We start from the raw sequence: 16155 nt of genomic DNA on the forward strand, positions 1-16155 counted from the left end.
CCAACCGAATGTTCCATAACATCGACCTGTAGTCCCCTGTGGCTGCGGGCTCGCAGAAAGCCCGCAGTTTTCGGACTATCTCGCCCCGACCGCGCGACCGTTCAGCACGGGTTATTTTTTCGCATTAGCATAGGAGAAATGTCCCGTGCCGTTCGGTGGAGCGAATCACCGGACCATTGCCACCGGACAATCAACGTGTGCGGGTCGCGCAAATCATCCCCACATCAACCCATCGCAGGCTCACGCTGCGAACTTGCCGTTTGGCGTGCCCTTCGAGCCAGCGGCCATCATCAATCCAATCGTCTCGACTGAACGAATCGTTGGTTAATATGAGGAATGTACGTACATCATTGATTGTTGGAGTGCTGCTCCTCGAGTTGGTGTTCGGCGCTTTTCTACTGCTACACAAAAGCCATCGCTCGACAGTCGACCCCGACGCTACGACAAGCGGTTCGACGGAATTGGCCGCGACTTCCCCCCCATTGGGTGACACCCATGTGACGGCGGGAAGTGTGATCGGCGCGGCGGCGCTCTCCGCCAACACGGTGACTGACCCCAAGCAGTCTGCGAACGGGACAGTGGTGGCCGTATCCGGCTCGCCAGTGAACGACGCCGTGCCTTTGCCGCGAGCGAACACGCGACCACGCGAATCGGTCGCCGTTCGTAGTTATGTCGAGTCGAAGACCGACCCCGCGTTGCGATCAGAAGGCACGCGTGACGGTTTGCATCGCCATGGCACGAATCCGGTCGCGGCCGCGATCACGGATGAGTTGGTCAAAGAATCCGCAAAACTCGATCCGGCTTTGCCGCCGCCGGCCCAACCCAGTAGTCGTGACGACTCTTATCGTCCTGGCTCGAACCCGGTTGCGGCCGCAATGACTGAGCAACTGGTGAGAGAGTCCGCGAAACTCGATCCGTCACTGCCGCCGCCGAACCAGTCCGACATGAAGTAAGGGCGCGACGCGAAGCCTGGGCGGCTATCGGTAGAACACGTAGTCCGCGAGATAGGGCGAGCTTCCGGCTTGATGTTCCGTTGAACATGGTGCCGTTGGCGCTAACCCGCCGACGGTATGCAAGCGCTGCACATACCGTACCGCTGACAGTGGGCCGCTACCGGCCGTGCTATGCGTTTCGAGCAGTAGCTGGGGAATGCTCGCCCGCGTTTCGCTGGGCTGCTGTGCAAGCACGTGGCCGACGATCCGGCTGCCATCTTCCGTTTCCCAGGACGGCCCCGCGCCGTGCCGGACCGTAGCGTGGCCGCTCGCATCGTAGAGCGTTGCCAGTGGGCTCTTGAACACCCATCCCAGCTGATGCTGCGCGTCGAATTCACACGAATAGTTCTGTACACCGGACGCAGCGAGCGTCATCACGCGCTCAGCTTGAGGTGGATCGATGGATGCACTTGGGGGACTTGCTGGCGGCGTCGCACACGCGGTCAGCAGGGATACGGCGATGGTTGCGAAGCTTGCTTGCGAAACTTTCCTGAGCATGGATATGACCTCGAGTGACACGTGGTGCATGGCGGTTGCGGTCGTTGAGTACGACCAGTGAACTGAATCGTACAGATTACAGATGTTACGCGTGATCTTATATGCGCCAGGAATCTGTGTGTGCGTCACCTCGGTTAACCTGACTCCAATCAGCTGACTCCGATCAGTCGCGGCTACTCGGTGTATCCTCGGCGTGCAAGACCTACCGCGCCTGTTGTTCGGACATGCCGCATGCATCGGCGCGAAAACCGACAACGCTGCTGTTCCGCACAGCAAGCGAAAAGGAGGCAAGCCAATGAACGATCAGCACTCGTACTCTTGTCTATGCTGCAGCGACTCTCCAAGCGCTGCCTTTAGCCGCCGCCGCTTCCTCACTCTGGCGGCCGAAAGCGCCGCGGCGCTTGCTATCTTCCCCAGCCTCGCCTACGCGGACTCTGTCCCGACCATCGCTTACGAGTCGGTTCCCGATCTGCTGCATCTCCCACGCGACGTCTATTTCGGCGAGTGTTCGGGCGTGAGCTTCAACTCGAAGGGGCATATTTTTGTACTCTCGCGCGGCAATTCGATTGGGCCAGCCTACGGCGCGGCCGCGGCCCAGCTTCTCGAGTTCGCACCAGATGGTCGTTTCGTCCGCGAAATCGGCCACAACCTGTATGCCTGGTCGTTTGCGCATACGGTGAAGGTCGACCGGCACGACAATATCTGGGTGACCGACAAGGGTTCCGACATGGTGATCAAGTTCACGCCGGAGGGACGCGTAGCCATGGTTTTCGGTCGTAAGCAGGAGGCGGCGGACGAGGAAACGGGTCCGCTCAAACATCCGAATCCGCCCTTGCCGGCAGAGCCGGGACGCTTCAGGCAGGTCACCGACGTCGCGTGGGACAGCGCTGACAACACCTATATCAGCGACGGATATATCAACTCCCGTGTGGCGAAAGTCGACAAGGACGGCAACTGGCTCAAATCATGGGGCGAGCGTGGGACGGGGCCGGGTCAGTTCCATACGCCTCACAGTATCGCTGTCGATGCCAAAGGCCTCGTGTATGTTGCCGATCGCAGCAACCGTCGTATTCAGGTTTTCGACGGCGAGGGTAATTTCCAGCGGCAGTTCACCATCGACGTGCCGGTCCCGTCCGGCGCCCAACCCGCGATCGGCAGCGTTCCCGATGAAGCCACGATAGCCGCCGGCACCTTTGCACCAGGCTCACCGTGGGCGATCTGCATTTCTCCCGGTCCGAATCAGGTGCTTTACTGTTCCGATGCGTTTCCGGGACGGATCTACAAACTGACGCTCGAAGGAAAACTGCTTGGCATGCTGGGGCAATCCGGCAAGCAACTGAAGCAGTTCGGCTGGATTCACCAGATGGCCTGTCCGTCCGAGAACGTGCTGTTTGTTGCTGAGTTGCTGAACTGGCGAGTCCAGAAGCTCATGCTGCGCCCGTCGTAGCCCGGTCCGCGACGCGGGAAATCCGGTTCCGGACTACGGCAATCGCCTGCTTGAGTGCATACACGTCCTGGAAATAACGCTGCGGCATCCGGATCTGATTGGCATTGGCATCGATGTGTTCGATCTCGTCCTGCCATTGCGCAATCTGGTCCGGCGTTGGGTGGCTGGTTTTCCATATTTCGTCTTCGAGCGCCTTGATCTCGCGATACCAGACAACCAGGCGTTTTTTTATGCGTGCCTCCGCCATGCGCGGCAGCGCCTGCAGCAGGCCGAGCAATAAAGCCATGAACGGGAGCAGGATCAGCAGACGTCGTTCGATAAAGCTGGCCAGCCAGAACGGCAGGTAGCGCTGCAGGAAGGGGCGGCCCGTTTTGAAGTAACGCTCGCTCTCTTCGGAAACCGGAAAATCCGCGGTATTCAGATTGGGAAACACGCCAAGCGGCGTGAAGTAATCTTCGCCACCGTGGACGGTTTTAGCGGCGTCCAGCAACAGGTAGACCAGCGCAGGGTGCAGTGTGTCTTTGGCGACGAGCAAGGCGGTGGCGGCGAGCAGCGTGACGTCGGCTTGCGGCAGATCATTGACGATGCTGGTTGCGGCGCGCGGAAAAATGACCTTGGATAGCGACGGGAATTTCTGTATCAACGCATCGGCCTGCACAAAACTCATCAGCTTGAGATCGCTGTTCAGCAGCGTTGTCTGCATGGGCGCATCGGGCCTGCCGATAAAGAAAGCGGCATCCAGCTGACCGTTTTCGAGGGCCTGGTAGGATTTGACGGCGTCCATTTGGAGCAGCGTCGTATTGTCCCGTGTGATACCGCTGTATCCGAGCAATACCTGGGAGACATTCAGCAGGCCGCTGCCAGGAACACCGATTGAAACTCTCTTGCCACGCAGTTGTGCCAGCCGGGTGATGGTGGACTCGCCACGGTAGAACACCCAGATCGGCTCATAGGAGACGGCAGCGATCGTCTGCAGGTGATCGGTATCTTTCGGGCTGGTGGTGCCGGACTGGATGAAGCCCACCTCGTATTCGCTGTTGGGGTCATTCAGCCGCTGATAGTTTTCACTCGACCCCGACGAACTGCGAATATCGAGCTTGATGCCGTCACGCTTCAGGATAGGGGCATAGCGATCTGCAAAACCGCGATAGATCCCGTTGTCTGCGCCGGTTGTGATGACGATGGTGTGCCGGAAGGCGGGCTCGAGTATGACCCAAAGCCCCCAACCAAACGCGGCGATCAGCACGATCACGCCGGCGATGAGAAGCCGCCGGCGACCCGGGGTCATGGGGCGTTTTTCGTTGCGATGAAGCGCTGGGTTGTGCCTGGGCATTGTTCGCCTCTCTCGCGCTGGTGGTGTCTGACAGCCAGCATGGATAATGCAGTGCCGTGGACGCCTTGTCCATATCCGCACTCGAGGTTGCGACCACCGCGATGAGTGAAGACTCAGTGCGTCGAGGACGGTTGCGCGCCGTCCGGCACAAATACATAACCATGACTGCGGACGGTCTGAATGAACCTCGGCGCGGAAGGGTCCGCTTCGAGAAGCCTGCGCAACCGCCACACCTGGACATCGACTCCACGGCCGGTATGATCGTCTTCCGGGCCGTGCAGCAATTCAAGCAGGCGCTCACGCGTAAGCGTGCGCATGGGGTGACTGACGAAGATCTTAAGCAGCGCGAATTCACCCGCCGATAGCGTGAGCCGGTTGTTCTCCGTCTTGAGCGCGCGCAACTGAAGGTCCAGCGTGAATGGGCCGAATCCGACGACTTCGTGTTTTTCCCGCGCGGCGGCCGAGGCAGACAGGGTTCGTCGTCGCAATACGGCTCGCATGCGGGCAAGGAGTTCGCGCGGATTGAAGGGTTTGCCGATGCAGTCGTCCGCGCCCATTTCGAGGCCCACGATCCGGTCCATGTCGTCGGGTCCCGAGGCCAGAATCACGGGGACCGTGTTGCCGGCTGCGCGTAGCGTGCTCAGCGCTGCGAGGCCATTCACGCCGTGCATGATCTGGTCGAGGACAATCAGATCGGGTGGGTTCCGTTCGATGTGTTCCCCGAGCGACCTCACCTCGTGCAATACGGAGACCGCCATGCCTTCCCGTCCGAGAAAATCGGCCAGCGACCCAAGTAGTTCGACATCGTCGTCAACGACCAATATTTGAGTTGTCATAGTAGGGAAATCGAACGCATAGGCCGGCAATCAGGGTTGCAATAACGTTGGCCGCCACGTCACGACGGCTGGTTTGCCGCGCCAGCTTTCAGTGCCGTCAGACTGCTCGTGACCCGCGAACGTTGTGCTTCAGCTTCTTTAACGGAGCAACCTGCGGGAATCCGTCGCTGAATGCGGCTTTTTTTAAAGGTCGTGGAATCGATCGAGGGCGGCAGGCCAGCGCCTTCCCGGTCAGGTGGCGTAGCATGGCAAACTCCTATCTCCCATGTCCGATGCATCCCACTCGCCCATTACCGACCATGCTTTCTCCTCTTTCGCCTGCTGCCGTGGACGCGTTGCGCGCCCTCACGCCCGGTGCTCAAAGCACCACGCATTTCAATCACGCGGGGGCCTCGCTGCCGTCGTCCGCCACGCTGGAGGCGATGCGCGCTCACCTTTGGCTCGAAGCCACGACGGGGCCGATGGAAGCCGGCGTAGCCGGACGTGAGCAGACCGAGCGCGCTCGCTCGCTGGCTGCGCGGCTGCTGAACGCCCGTCCGGCGGAGATCGCCCTGACTACCGGCAACTCGGCAGGTTGGGGGCCCGCATTCGCCGCGCTAGGACCTTGGAGAGCCGGCGAGCGGATCCTGGTCGGGCGTCACGAGTGGGGCGGGAATCTGGCGGCCATGCGCCTGTCGGCGCAGCGCGCAGGGGCGTCGATCGAAGTCATTCCGTCCGATTCCCGCGGCGCCGTGGATCCGCAGGCGCTGGAGGCCATGCTTGACGACCGTGTGCGCCTGATTACGCTGACCTGGTTGCCGGCGAACGGCGGACTGATCAATCCGGCTGCGGCGATCGGGCAGGTCGCACGCCGCCACGGCATTCCCTACTTCGTCGATGCCGCCCAGGCGATTGGGCAGCTTCCCATCGACGTTGCCGAGGTGGGTTGCGATGTCCTGACCGGTCCGTGCCGCAAAGCGTTGCGTGGTCCGAGAGGCACGGGCCTGTTGTATGTGCGGGAGGACTTTCTGTCCCGCCTGACGCCGGCTTTCGTCGACATGCGATCCGCGCCGCTGGGTGCTGACGGCGAACCTGTCTTGCGGGACGACGCGGTGCGTTTCGAGTCGGCGGAACCATCGTTGGCGCTGCATTGCGGCATGGCTAACGCGTTGGACGAGGCGTTGGAGATCGGCGTTGAAAATATTCGCGCGCGGATCGACAGCGTGGCACGCGCGTTGCGCGGGCAACTCGCCGAGATCCCCGGTGTGACGGTGCTGGACCAGGGCCGGGAGCAATCGGGGCTGGTGGCGTTCAACATAGCGGGTCTGGAAGCTGCGTCGGTGCAGCGCAGTCTGGCGGATCAGGGTGTCTCAATCGGCAGTAACGGTGTCCCGTACACGCCTCTTGATATGGAATCCAGAGGACTTAAGCAGATCGCGCGCGCGTCGGTCAGCTATCTGACTACCGAGGCGGAAATTGGCAGACTGCTGGATGGAATCCGCAAGTTGGCAATCCAGTGACCCTTCGCGCGTTGGGTTTGCTTGGATCTGAAGCGATACCAATTCTCATTCGTACGGTCAGGCGTGCCATGCACTATGCTGCGCTAACGGGTGCCGCACATGAGCAGCGTGATGCCATGCACCAGACAGCATCACGTGAAGTGCGTTGCCTGAGCGGCGTGGCGTAGCGAATAGAGGAGGCGGTATGCAAGGAGATGCCAAGGTACTCGAATACCTGAACGCGCAATTGAAGAATGAGCTGACCGCAATCAACCAGTACTTTCTGCACGCCAGAATGTATGGTCATTGGGGCCTGAAAAGTCTCGGCAAACACGAGTACGACGAATCAATCGGCGAGATGAAGCACGCCGATCTGCTGATCGAGCGCATCTTCGTGCTGGACGGCTTACCGAATTTGCAGGACCTGCACAAATTGCTGATCGGCGAGGAAACGCAGGAAATCCTTGAGTGCGACCTCAAGCTCGAGCGGATGTCGCAGGCAACGTGCAAGGAAGCCATTGCCTACTGCGAGACGGTTAGCGATTACGTGTCACGCGCGATCCTTACCCATATTCTCGACGACACCGAGGAACATATCGACTGGCTCGAGACCAATCTGGCGTTGATCGACAAGGTGGGGATTCAGAACTATCAGCAATCGGCAATGGATTCACCGGAGTGAATTCGTCGAGACGCGGGCGGCTATATGAACCGGCCATCAGCAATGCGCCGTCACGCACTATCGCCGCCCATCAACGCATCGAATTCTCCAGACACGCCCGCCGATCAGCCGGCTTTTTCGGTCGCGTTCCAGTCCGATTCGCGCGCGAGTTCGACGAACGCCTTCAGATAATCGATCGCCGCGTCTGTCTCGCGCACGCCGAGAAAAATCTGCTTGGCGATGCCTCGCTTGCCTAATCTGACTGGACTGATGGCAACCTTGCCTGCGTACTCTTCCACCAGCCAGCGCGGTAGCGCGGCAACGCCCCGTCCACTGGCCACCATTTGCAACATGATGTCGGTTGTTTCAATGACCTTGTGGCGCTTCGGCATGACGTTCGCCGGCATCAGAAACTGGTTATAGATATCCAGCCGATCGATTTCCACCGGATACGTAATGAGGACTTCATCCGCAAGTTCCTCGGGCGGAATAAAGGGCAACTGCGCGAGTCGGTGCCCGAGGCCGACCACCAGCACCTGCTCGTAATCGAACACCGGCTCGAAGTGTAGACCGGGTTTTCTCAACGGGTCCGGCGTGACCAGAATGTCGATGTCGTAACCGAACAGCGCGCCAATGCCGCCAAACTGGAATTTCTGTTTGACGTCGACATCCACGTCCGGCCAGCGCGCGAGATACGGCGAGACCACCTTGAGCAGCCACTGATAGCAGGGGTGGCACTCCATACCGATACGAAGCGTGCCGCGCTGTCCCTGGGCGTATTGCTTCATCCGTTCTTCCGCGTGTTCCATTTGCGGCAGTACCCGGTTGGCAAGCGCCAGCAGATATTGACCCGCCTGGGTCAGGCGCAGGTTTCGGCCCTCGCGATCCCACACGGCGGTGCCGAGCTGTTGTTCCATCTTCTTGACGGTGTGACTCAGCGCCGATTGCGTCAGGCATAGCACGTTGGCCGCCGCGGTCAGAGACCCCTGGCGGTCCACTTCCCGAATGATCGTCAGATGGGTTCGTTCGAGCATGGCGAGTCCATGAAGAAAACTAATTGATCAATGAAATAATGCCATTATATTTCATGAGCCATCCACCCTATGATCGAGCCGTTCATTTTCGGAGCAGTTCATCACCATGGTTACGACACACAATCTGGGTTTCCCCCGCATCGGCGCAAAGCGTGAGCTGAAGTTCGCCCAGGAGCATTACTGGAAAGGCCAGTCGTCGCGCGACGAACTGAAAAGCCTGGGCGCCCAACTGCGTCAGCGCCACTGGGAGAACCAGTCCGGCCTCGATCAGGTTCCGGTTGGCGACTTCTCGTTCTATGACCAGGTGCTCGACACGAGCTTCATGCTGGGCAATATCCCGGAACGGGTCCGGGGTTTTGAGGGCGACGCGCTCGACAATTATTTTCGCGTTGCACGTGGCCGCTCCGCGCATGATTGCGCCTGCAGTTGCGGCGTGCAGGCCGGCGAGATGACCAAGTGGTTCGATACGAACTACCACTACATCGTGCCGGAATTCAACGCGTCGACCGAGTTCTCGCTCGACGCGTCGCGCCTCCTCGATCAACTCGACCAGGCTCGCGCGCTTGGCGTCAAAGCCAAGCCGGTCATCATCGGACCGGTGACGTATCTATGGCTCGGCAAGGCGAAGGACGATTCGGACAAGCTCGCGCTGTTGCCGCGCCTGTTGCCTGTGTACGTGGCCCTGCTCGAGCAACTGGCGGCGCAAGGGGTGGAATGGGTGCAGATCGATGAGCCGGCGCTGGTCACCGAGCTTGACCCGGCATGGCAACACGCTTTCGTCACCGCGTACGACGTGTTGAAGACCACCAGGGTGAAGCTGCTACTGGCAACCTATTTCGGCGAACTGCGCGACAACCTCGCGCTTGCTTGCGGGTTGCCGGTTCAAGGTCTGCATGTCGATGCGGTCAACGCCCGTAGCGAGGTCGAGCAGGTCGTCGCACGGTTGCCCACCGACAAGATTCTGTCGCTTGGCGTGATCAACGGCCGCAACGTCTGGAAGACCGACCTGAACGCGGTGCTGGAATGGCTGACGCCGATTCATCAAACATTGCAGGCTCGCCTGTGGATCGCGCCGTCGTGTTCATTGCTGCATGTTCCGGTCGACCTGAACAGCGAACAGAAGCTCGATCACGAAATCCGTTCGTGGCTCGCCTTTGCCCTGCAAAAGCTCGACGAACTGAAGATCATCGCCAAGGCGTTGAACGACGGGCGCGAGTCGGTGCAAGCCGCGCTTGCCGAAAATCAGACCGCCATTCAGAGCCGTCGCACGTCGCCGCGCGTTCACAACCCGGCGGTCAAGGACGCGATCGCGAAGATCGATGCCGCGCTGGGACGTCGTGCCAGCGCTTATCCGCAACGTGCCGCCCGGCAGTCTGCGCTGTTGAACCTGCCGGCTTACCCGACCACCACCATCGGATCATTCCCGCAAACCGCCGAAATTCGCCAGGCGCGTAGCCAGTTCAAGCGTGGTGAACTGGACGAAGCCAGCTACAAGACGGTGATGCAGCACGAGATTGCGCGCAGCGTGCAGGAACAGGAAGCGCTGGGTCTCGACGTGCTCGTGCATGGCGAAGCAGAGCGTAACGACATGGTCGAATACTTCGGCGAACAGCTCGACGGTTACGCGTTCAGCCAGTTCGCCTGGGTGCAGTCCTATGGCTCGCGTTGCGTGAAGCCGCCCATTCTGTTCGGCGACATCAACCGTCCGAAGGCGATGACTGTCGAGTGGATCAGGTATGCGCAATCGCAGACCGCCAAGCCGATGAAGGGCATGTTGACCGGCCCGGTCACGATCCTGAACTGGTCGTTCGTGCGTGACGACCAGCCGCGTTCGGTTTCCTGCTATCAGTTGGCGCTGGCGATTCGCGAGGAAGTGCTGGACCTGGAGAAGGCGGGTGTACGGGTGATCCAGATTGACGAAGCGGCGCTGCGTGAAGGCCTGCCGTTGCGCAAGTCGCAATGGAACGACTATTTGCAATGGGCGGTGGAATCCTTCCGTATCACGGCAAATGGCGTGCAGGATGAGACACAGATCCACACGCACATGTGCTATTCCGAGTTCAACGACATCATCGCTTCGATCGCCGATATGGACGCCGACGTCATCACGATCGAGACGTCGCGCTCGGACATGGAATTGCTGGACGCCTTCGACAACTTCAATTATCCGAACGAGATCGGCCCGGGTGTCTACGACATCCACTCGCCGAATATCCCGAGCCAGGAGCACATCGTGAATCTGATGCGCAAGGCGGCTGAACGGATTCCGGCTGAGCGCTTGTGGGTGAACCCCGACTGCGGCCTGAAGACCCGTGCGTGGGAAGAAGTCATCCCTGCATTGAAGAACATGGTTGCGGCAGCTAAAACGTTGCGCGCGGGCATCTGATCAAGCTAGCTGAGAGCACGCTGCGCGAGGTCGTTGACCTCACGAATTCGCTTGCCGGGCCTGGCGGCAGAAGAACCGGCGCAGCGGTGTCCTGGACTCTCGCGCACTCGCGGTCTCGGCGACTTCGCGCCACCACTTCTCGCCGCGGTGCGGCGAGGCCAGGTCCAGCCGCTCGCCCATGCGGGGCGTCGACAGCGGAATGCCGCGCGCGGCGGTGAGCCCGGTCACGCGCTCGTACGGTTCCTGCCAGCGATGCATCGCCAGATCGAACGTGCCGTTGTGAACCGGCACCAGCCAGCGGCCACGCAGATCGACGTGGGCCTGGACGGTCTCGTCGGGTTGCATGTGGACGTACGGCCATTGCGCATCGTAGGCGCCGGTTTCGAGCAGCGTCACGTCGAAGGGACCCAGCCGTTCGCCAATGGCCTTGAATCCGTCGAAGTAGCCCGTGTCGCCGCTGAAGAACACGCGCAGCGCGTCATCGACGATGACCCACGAAGCCCACAAGGTGCTGTTGCCGTCGAACAGACTGCGGCCGGAGAAATGCTGCGCCGGGGTTGCCGTGAACGCCAGGCCGTCGATTTCGACGCCCTGCCACCAGTCGAACTGGCGGACCTTCGACGCGTCGATACCCCACTCGATCAGACGGTCGCCGACGCCGAGCGCCGTCAGGAACACCCCTGTCTTCGCAGCGAGTGCCAGCACGGTTTCGCGGTCCAGATGGTCGTAGTGGTCATGCGACAGAATCACGCCGCGCAGCGGCGGCAAGTCTTCGAGGGCAATGGGCGGCGCATGAAAGCGCTTTGGACCGAAGCGCCGGAACGGTGATGCCCGTTCGGCGAAGACGGGGTCGGTCAACCAGAACTGACCCCGCAGCTTGAGCAGCATGGTGGAATGCCCGAGGCGATACAGGCTCCGGTCCGGTGCGGCCTGAAGTTGTTCTGGCGACAGCGCATCGACGGGCAGGGCGCCTGCGGGCGTCGTGCCGGCCGGCTTGTTGAGCAAAATATTCCAGACGATGCTTAAGGTCTTCCCGAGTCCTTCGACAGGACGCGGTTTGACGTTACGAAAGCGCTCGCCGTCGTGCTGAGCCGACATATCGAACGATTCCCGCCCGCGTTGCGCAGCCGTCAGCCCCAAGGCGCGGCGAATAGAACCGGTGAACGATGTCATGCGGGCAGCCTCGAAACAGAAAGTAGACTGTTGAGTGTAGTTTATTTTCGAGAAAAGTAAACTGCCCGGTGTAAAATTTAATGATGAGCACCAGTGAACCCACCCTCCGCCTGACCGACCGCAAGCGCGCCGCTGTAATTGGGGCGGCAATCGAAGAATTTCTCGCGGCCGGCTTCGACGCGACCAGCATGGACCGTATCGCGGCACGCGCGGGCGTCTCGAAGCGGACGGTCTACAACCATTTTCCAAGCAAGGAAGCGCTGTTTGCGGCGATCCTGGGGCAGTTGTGGGAGTCGAGTGACACGGGAGAGGTGACGGCTTATTCGGCCGCGTATCCGTTGCGTGCGCAGTTGCTCCAGCTTCTGTTTAAAAAGCTGGCCCTCCTGAATAACGAGGCCTTTCTATCGCTGGCGCGCGTTGCGATCGCGGCGGGCATTCATTCGCAGGAACGCGCGCGCGACATGGTGGCTCGCATGGGCGAGCGCGAAGAAGACCTGACGGTGTGGATTCGCGCAGCCGCTGCCGATGGCCGCCTCAAGACGTCGGACCCGATGTTCGCCTCGCAGCAGTTGCAGGCCCTGGTGAAAGCGTTCGCGTTCTGGCCGCAGGTGACGATGGGCCAGCCCCCCCTCAGCGTGGATGAACAAAGGCACGTCGCGGAATCTGCTGCCGATATGTTTCTTGCGCGCTACGCATGACGCTCACGCGCCCGCGGACGCTTCCAGTTCTGCAAGACGCTTGCGCAGCAGGCGATCCTCCTGGAAGCGGCTGGTTTCGTCGCGGATCACGGCGACGATGCCGGTGAGTTCGTTTTGCGGCGAATGCAGCAACGCAACCGTAAAGGCAATCGACAGTGACCGCCCGTCTTTATGCACGGCAGGGACGCGCAGCACGTCGTTGCCATAGCGGGTTTCGCCCGTTGCCATGGTCTTGTGATAACCGTCCCAATGGCGGCCGCGTAAACGTTGCGGAATGATCAGGTCCAGCGACCTTCCCAGTGCCTCGTCCTGCGTAAAGCCGAACATGCGCTCAGCGCCGGGATTCCATAATGTGATGCTGCCGGCGGCATCGGAAATGATGATCGCGTCGCCGATTGCGTTGACGAGTTGCTCGAAGTCGATAGCGCTTTGCATGGCGCTCCCCGGAAGTAAAACCGCAGATCCTTGAATGGGATACGGCGCCCGCTGAGGGGCGCCGTATCCACAGCCCCGAGCCTACACACAGGCTCGCAGCGTAACACCATTAAACCGCTTTGATTTCGTGCAGGTTGAAGATGTCCTGCCGGCTGTAGCCGAGGCTCGCCAGCACTTCATCCGTGTGTTCACCGAGCAGCGGCGAGGCGGTCACTTCCGGCTTCATGTCCGAGAACTTGATCGGACTGCCGACCGTCAGATACGAACCGCGTTTCTTGTGCTGCACTTCGACGATCGTGCCGCTCGCGCGCAATGACGGGTCGTTGGCCAGCTCCTTCATTGTCAGCACCGGCGCGCACGGAATGTCGAACTTGCGCAAGATGTCGACCGCTTCGAATTTGGTCTTGTCGGCGAGCCAGCCTTCGATGGTGCCGAAGATCTCGAAGATATGCGGTTGACGTGCTTCGGCGGTCTTGTAGGCGGGATCGTCGATCCATTCGGGTTTGCCGAGCGCCTTGCAGATCGGCTCCCACGCATGACCCTGGATCGTGAAGTAGATATACGCGTTCGGATCCGTTTCCCAGCCCTTGCACTTGAGTACCCAGCCCGGCTGACCACCGCCGCCCGCATTGCCGCCGCGCGGTACCACGTCGCTGAACTCGCCGTGCGGATACTGCGGATATTCCTCGAGATAGCCCACGCGTTCCAGCCGCTGCTGGTCGCGCAGCTTCACGCGGCACAGGTTCAGCACGCTGTCCTGCATCGACACCGCGACTTTCTGGCCTTTGCCGGTTTTGTCGCGTCCAATCAGTGCGGTCAGAATGCCGATCGCCAGATGCATGCCGGTGTTGCTGTCGCCGAGCGCCGCGGCGCTGATGGTCGGCGGACCGTCCCAGAAGCCGGTGGTGGAGGCCGCGCCGCCCGCGCATTGCGCGACGTTTTCGTAGACCTTCAGGTCATCGTAGTGATGGCCGTCGCTGAAACCCTTCACCGAAGCGACGATCATCTTCGGATTGAGTTCGTTCAGGCGTTCCCATGAAAAACCCATCCGGTCCAGCGCGCCCGGGCCAAAATTTTCGACCAGCACGTCGGATTCGCGAATCAGCTTTTCGAGTACTTCCTTGCCTTCGGGCTTTTTCGTGTCCAACGTGAGCGACTTCTTGTTGCTGTTGAGCATCGTGAAGTACAGCGCGTCAGCGTCGGGGATGTCTCGCAACTGGTTGCGCGTCACGTCGCCCGAACCCGGTCTTTCAACCTTGATCACGTCGGCGCCGAACCAGGCGAGCAACTGGGTGCACGCGGGGCCGGCCTGAACGTGGGTGAAGTCGATGATCTTGATGCCTTCGAGTGGTTTGGTCACTTTGCTATCTCCGTGGTTACGCTGGATCACTTTTTCATTGCCGCGCTTTGCGGATTCAGATTGGTCAGGCGGCCGCTTTCGGTGCCCGCCGCTTCATCGATGACGGCATTGATCAAGGTCGGCTTGCCTGATGCGATCGATTCAAGCAGCGCTTTCGTCAATTCTTCCGGGGTGGTCGCGTTGTAGCCGACACCGCCGAATGCCTCGATCATCTTGTCGTAGCGCGCGCCCTTCACGAACACGGTCGGCGCGACGTCCTTGCCGCCCGTCGGGTTCACATCGGTGCCGCGATACACGCCGTTGTTGTTGAACACGATCGTGCAAACCGGCAAGTCGTAACGGCAGATGGTTTCGAGTTCCATGCCGCTGAAGCCGAACGCGCTGTCACCTTCGATCGCGACAACCGGTTTGCCGCTCGTCACCGCCGCGCCGATCGCGAAGCCCATGCCGATGCCCATGATTCCCCACGTGCCCGAATCGAAGCGTTTGCGCGGCTCGTACATGTCGATGATGCTGCGAGCGTAGTCGAGCGTGTTCGCGCCTTCGTTGACGACGTTGATGTCCGGGCGCGTCTTCAGCACATCGCGGATTGCACGCAACGCGCTGTGGAAATTCATCGGCGACGGGTTCTTGTCGAGTGTGGCGGCCATCTTTGCGAGGTTCTTGCTCTTGCGCTCGGCGATGGCGCCGGTCCACTCAGCGCTCGGCTTCGCGAATCCCGCATCGAGGCCGGCACGCAATGCCGCCACGCACGAGCCGATATCGCCGATCACCGGCGCGGCAATCGCGACGTTGCTGTCGATCTCGGTCGGCGAAATATCGACCTGGACGAACTTCTTCGGCTCCGCGCCCCACGTTTTGCCCTTGCCATGCGAGAGCAACCAGTTCAGACGCGCGCCGATCAGCACGACAACGTCGGCTTCCTGCAGCACGAACGAGCGCGCCGCCGACGCCGATTGCTCGTGCGTGTCAGGCAACAGGCCCTTGGCCATCGACATCGGCAGATACGGAATGCCGCTTTGTTCGACGAACGCGCGGATCTCCGCGTCGGCCTGCGCGTAAGCCGCCCCCTTGCCGAGCAGGATCAACGGACGCTTGGCGCTTTTCAGCACATCGATTGCACGCTTGACCGATTCCGGCGCCGGCAACTGACGCGGTGCGGCGTCGACCACTTTGACCAGCGATTGCTGCGCCTTCACGGCGTCCAGCGTTTGCGCGAGCAGCTTGGCCGGCAAGTCCAGATACACGCCGCCCGGACGGCCCGACACCGCCGCGCGAATCGCACGCGCCACGCCGATGCCGATGTCTTCCGCATGCAGCACGCGATACGCGGCCTTCGCATACGGCTTGGCCGCATTCAACTGATCCATTTCTTCGTAATCGCCCTGCTGCAGATCGACGATTTCACGCTCGCTCGAGCCGCTGATCAGGATCATCGGGAAGCAGTTGGTGGTCGCGTTGGCGAGCGCGGTCAGGCCGTTCAGAAAGCCGGGCGCCGACACTGTCAGGCAGATACCCGGCTTTTGCGTCATGAAACCACTAATGGCCGCTGCGTTGCCCGCGTGCTGTTCATGACGAAAGCCGATGAAACGCATCCCTTCCGCCTGGGCAAGCCGCGCGAGGTCGGTGATCGGGATGCCGACAAGACCAAAGATGGTGCTGATGTCGTTCAGTTTCAGCGCGTCGATAACGAGATGAAACCCGTCGGTCGTCTCGGCCGCTTGTTGTGTCGAAGTCTCTTCTACTGATTGCCGGTCGGCTTCTGCCATGATGCTGCTCCTTGGTCGCGGGACGTTATGGATTCGTCGTGAGTGGCGAGCTCAC

General features: G+C 60.7%; 14 protein-coding genes. 6 read left to right on the top strand and 8 right to left on the bottom strand.

The window, feature by feature from the left end:
* Positions 1-350: 350 nt before the first annotated feature.
* Positions 351-953: a hypothetical protein gene (locus PQQ86_RS21740; RefSeq protein ID WP_408271437.1), complete on the top strand. Its 603-nt coding sequence runs from the start codon at positions 351-353 to the stop codon at positions 951-953.
* Between the two features lie 24 nt (positions 954-977).
* Here PQQ86_RS21740 and PQQ86_RS21745 read toward each other — a convergent pair whose 3' ends face one another.
* A complete protein-coding gene (locus PQQ86_RS21745) occupies positions 978-1490 on the bottom strand; it encodes a DUF3455 domain-containing protein (RefSeq protein WP_408271440.1) in 513 nt (170 codons plus the stop codon).
* Positions 1491-1785: 295 nt separating this feature from the next.
* Between PQQ86_RS21745 and PQQ86_RS21750 the strand changes: the two genes are divergently transcribed.
* Positions 1786-2937 (top strand): peptidyl-alpha-hydroxyglycine alpha-amidating lyase family protein, encoded by a 1152-nt coding sequence (locus tag PQQ86_RS21750; RefSeq protein ID WP_408271443.1) that lies wholly within the window; start codon positions 1786-1788, stop codon positions 2935-2937.
* Here PQQ86_RS21750 and PQQ86_RS21755 read toward each other — a convergent pair.
* A complete protein-coding gene (locus tag PQQ86_RS21755) occupies positions 2918-4225 on the bottom strand; it encodes a TAXI family TRAP transporter solute-binding subunit (RefSeq protein WP_408271445.1) in 1308 nt (435 codons plus the stop codon). The two genes, PQQ86_RS21750 and PQQ86_RS21755, sit on opposite strands and share 20 nt — an antisense overlap.
* Before the next feature lie 158 nt (positions 4226-4383).
* Positions 4384-5106 (bottom strand): response regulator, encoded by a 723-nt coding sequence (locus PQQ86_RS21760; RefSeq protein ID WP_408271447.1) that lies wholly within the window; start codon positions 5104-5106, stop codon positions 4384-4386.
* Positions 5107-5405: 299 nt separating this feature from the next.
* On the opposite strand from PQQ86_RS21760, the gene PQQ86_RS21765 reads away from it, so the two are divergent.
* On the top strand, positions 5406-6605 hold the full coding sequence (locus PQQ86_RS21765) for an aminotransferase class V-fold PLP-dependent enzyme (RefSeq protein WP_408271450.1): 1200 nt from the start codon (positions 5406-5408) through the stop codon (positions 6603-6605).
* Positions 6606-6789: 184 nt separating this feature from the next.
* On the top strand, positions 6790-7266 hold the full coding sequence (gene bfr / locus PQQ86_RS21770; protein WP_408196199.1) for a bacterioferritin: 477 nt from the start codon (positions 6790-6792) through the stop codon (positions 7264-7266).
* Positions 7267-7370: 104 nt separating this feature from the next.
* Here bfr and PQQ86_RS21775 read toward each other — a convergent pair whose 3' ends face one another.
* On the bottom strand, positions 7371-8279 hold the full coding sequence (locus tag PQQ86_RS21775; protein WP_408271453.1) for a LysR family transcriptional regulator: 909 nt from the start codon (positions 8277-8279) through the stop codon (positions 7371-7373).
* 106 nt (positions 8280-8385) lie between these two features.
* Between PQQ86_RS21775 and metE the strand changes: the two genes are divergently transcribed.
* Complete coding sequence (gene metE / locus PQQ86_RS21780; protein ID WP_408271454.1) at positions 8386-10665, top strand: 5-methyltetrahydropteroyltriglutamate--homocysteine S-methyltransferase; 2280 nt, start codon at positions 8386-8388, stop codon at positions 10663-10665.
* A gap of 39 nt (positions 10666-10704) precedes the next feature.
* Here metE and PQQ86_RS21785 read toward each other — a convergent pair whose 3' ends face one another.
* Complete coding sequence (locus tag PQQ86_RS21785; protein WP_408271458.1) at positions 10705-11838, bottom strand: MBL fold metallo-hydrolase; 1134 nt, start codon at positions 11836-11838, stop codon at positions 10705-10707.
* An 83-nt stretch (positions 11839-11921) separates the two neighbouring features.
* Between PQQ86_RS21785 and PQQ86_RS21790 the strand changes: the two genes are divergently transcribed.
* A complete protein-coding gene (locus PQQ86_RS21790; RefSeq protein ID WP_408279290.1) occupies positions 11922-12536 on the top strand; it encodes a TetR/AcrR family transcriptional regulator in 615 nt (204 codons plus the stop codon).
* A 3-nt stretch (positions 12537-12539) separates the two neighbouring features.
* Here the strand turns inward: PQQ86_RS21790 and PQQ86_RS21795 are convergent, their stop codons facing one another.
* The 3 genes from PQQ86_RS21795 to oxc all read right to left on the bottom strand — a co-directional run bounded on the left by PQQ86_RS21795 (position 12540) and on the right by oxc (position 16100).
* A complete protein-coding gene (locus PQQ86_RS21795; protein ID WP_408271460.1) occupies positions 12540-12971 on the bottom strand; it encodes a PAS domain-containing protein in 432 nt (143 codons plus the stop codon).
* 109 nt (positions 12972-13080) lie between these two features.
* Positions 13081-14331: a formyl-CoA transferase gene (gene frc, locus PQQ86_RS21800; RefSeq protein WP_408196209.1), complete on the bottom strand. Its 1251-nt coding sequence runs from the start codon at positions 14329-14331 to the stop codon at positions 13081-13083.
* Between the two features lie 26 nt (positions 14332-14357).
* Positions 14358-16100 (bottom strand): oxalyl-CoA decarboxylase, encoded by a 1743-nt coding sequence (gene oxc / locus PQQ86_RS21805; protein ID WP_408271466.1) that lies wholly within the window; start codon positions 16098-16100, stop codon positions 14358-14360.
* Between the last annotated feature and the right edge of the window lie 55 nt (positions 16101-16155).

The sequence above is a fragment of the Paraburkholderia sediminicola genome, assembly GCF_046026675.1.
GTDB lineage: Bacteria > Pseudomonadota > Gammaproteobacteria > Burkholderiales > Burkholderiaceae > Paraburkholderia > Paraburkholderia sediminicola_F.